This window comes from Paucilactobacillus nenjiangensis (genome assembly GCF_005405445.1).
In the GTDB taxonomy this organism is placed as follows: Bacteria; Bacillota; Bacilli; order Lactobacillales; family Lactobacillaceae; genus Paucilactobacillus; species Paucilactobacillus nenjiangensis.
In genome coordinates this window covers 1-2,266 of record NZ_BJEB01000100.1, presented here as the reverse complement: position 1 = coordinate 2,266, position 2,266 = coordinate 1, and the positions used below count along the sequence as shown (strand labels likewise).

The window sequence follows — 2,266 nt, the reverse complement described above, 5'->3', positions numbered from 1 at the left end:
ACGAGCCAAATGGCCGCCTGATTTAATGCTTTCCAGGGTTCAAATAAGTTATTAATCGCGATTAATGATTTATTTGAGCCGTGGAAGGTAAACGCGGTTCTGAATGTCTCTTAAAATCTGTCTCAAATATTGACTTCAATCCATGACCCTGAGGTGACCTTTCCGGTCACCGTCAAAATAATCAAACGAGTGCAAAGAGAGCTTAGCATTCACTGCAAGATTAGAGTGAAAAGGCGGAACCATCGTAAGGAACGTGAGCAGCACATACTCGACAACGTACTCAACCAGAATTTTGAAGTCGATGGGCCCAACCAGGTATGGCTGTCTGACTCAACGGAATTGAAGTATGGCCTGAATGGTGAACATAGCGTGAGATTGAGCGGTGTCCTCGATCTGTTCGGGCGTCGTCTACTAGCTTTTAACCTCAGCGATACTGAGACCGCGGCCGCGGAAATTCAGGTCTTCCAGCAAGCATTTGAGGTGGCTGGGGACGTTCATTCGACAACGCATACCGACCGCGGCTCAGCTTACACGGCAGGATCATTTAACCACTTCTTAGAGCTCCACAACGTGAAGCGCAGTATGTCTCGTCCAGGTACACCCTATAACAACGCACCGATGGAGCGCTGGTGGAACGAATTCAAGTTGCGGTGGATGGAGCGACACGCAATGGCTAAGACATATCAAAAACTCGTGAAACTGGTGGAAGAAGGTGTTGAGTACTTCAATCGCCACAATCGCTCGGCACAAAGAAACGGCCTCACTCCAGAAGAATACTGGAGTAAAGCCGTTTAGGAACAGACAAAACTTTATACTTTTTCATCTGTCAACTTGACAGGGCCTAGTGCAATCGGTCGACGCTTTTGGATTTCGTCGTCTTTTTGTAAATGATGAACTAACGTGCCAGACGCGTATCCACCTAACGCCTGTCACTAAGCTAGTTTAGCGATGTCCCAAGATTTTATATTTGATGAAATGGTGGATTGGGTGTGCCATCCACATTTTCGTAGTATATTCAGAAACGCCGTTGCGTAAGTGTCTCTACCTTGTGTTCGGGCAATCTGGTTGTATTTAGTACCCCCCTGTTAGAGTACTGGGGGTATGGGCGGCCGGCTGACGCCGACCGCCCTTTGCTCGCGCTTGCGCCTTTCGCGCTGCACGGCGCGCGGCAAAGTGGTGAGATAGAAACGGCGATCATCCATGTTTTAGATGACCGCCGATAAGGTATCCTTGGATGAAGTTGTGGCACAGAGATGGCACACTTCAAAGTGTTTTCGTTGATTTTCGACGTTTTTAGCTCTGCTGAAACGCCGCTAACTCGCTATTCTTACCTCGACTTATATGAGGGCTTGTTTTCACATGAAACATTACTAGCAGACAAAAAACATGAAAATATCCCAGAAGTTTGGTACGATATTCACTGTTATTTATTCACATTGGAGGAGATTTATCATGAATCATTTTTTCACAGTTCTAGGCGGCATGGGATCTCTAGCGACAGAAAGTTTTGTCCGACTATTAAACGAACGAACTCCAACTAATAAAGACCAAGATTATTTGGATTACTTGGTCGTTAATCACTCTTCGATTCCCGATCGATCGTCATATATTTTAGACCATACTCAACCCAATCCAACTGACCAGTTGGTTGGTGACATTAAGAAGTATAGTCAATTAAACCCTGACTTTTTTGTCTTAACATGTAACTCAGCTCACTATTTTTATCAAGAAATGCAAGCTGCAACTTCCATTCCAATCCTTCATATGCCCAAATTAGCGGTAGAAGAAATCAATCAAATCAATCCTACTGCCAAGAAAGTCGGTATTTTAGGAACTCCTGGTACCATTAAAACGGGAATTTACGATCAATTTATCATTGACCAAGGTTATGAACCCGTGCACCCAACACCTGAAATCCTGGCAGAAACTGAAAAATTAATTTTTGAAGATATCAAAGCCAAAGGTGACGTCGATAAGGATCGCTACCATAACATTCTCAAACAGATGCAAGATACCATGCACGTCGACATAACTATCTTAGGATGTACAGAACTATCATTAGCTCAGGAGCAAGCACCTGACCACCCATATCTTGTGGCCGATGCCCAATCAATTCTAGCCGATAAAACTATCGAATTGGCAATGCGTCAGCAAAATAAGTTAAGTCTATAAATAATTAAGTTAAAAAAGGTGGCTGGGAAAAAACTAATTCCAGACTATAAAAAATAAAGGGACTTTGGAAAAACACTCCAAAGTCCCTTTAACT

2 protein-coding genes are annotated in these 2,266 nt (G+C 43.7%); both read left to right on the top strand.

The window, feature by feature from the left end; translation table 11 throughout:
* Nucleotides 1–129 precede the first annotated feature (129 nt).
* Nucleotides 130–795 (top strand): DDE-type integrase/transposase/recombinase, encoded by a 666-nt coding sequence (locus FFM59_RS09880; protein ID WP_225420348.1) that lies wholly within the window; start codon nt 130–132, stop codon nt 793–795.
* 657 nt (nt 796–1,452) lie between these two features.
* On the top strand, nt 1,453–2,172 hold the full coding sequence (locus tag FFM59_RS09875; RefSeq protein ID WP_137602850.1) for an aspartate/glutamate racemase family protein: 720 nt from the start codon (nt 1,453–1,455) through the stop codon (nt 2,170–2,172).
* Nucleotides 2,173–2,266 lie beyond the last annotated feature (94 nt).

What these genes read in the sequence shown, in the direction of transcription:
- FFM59_RS09875 (WP_137602850.1), top strand. Translation starts at nt 1,453, where the DNA reads ATGAATCATTTTTTCACAGTTCTAGGCGGCATGGGATCTCTAGCGACA.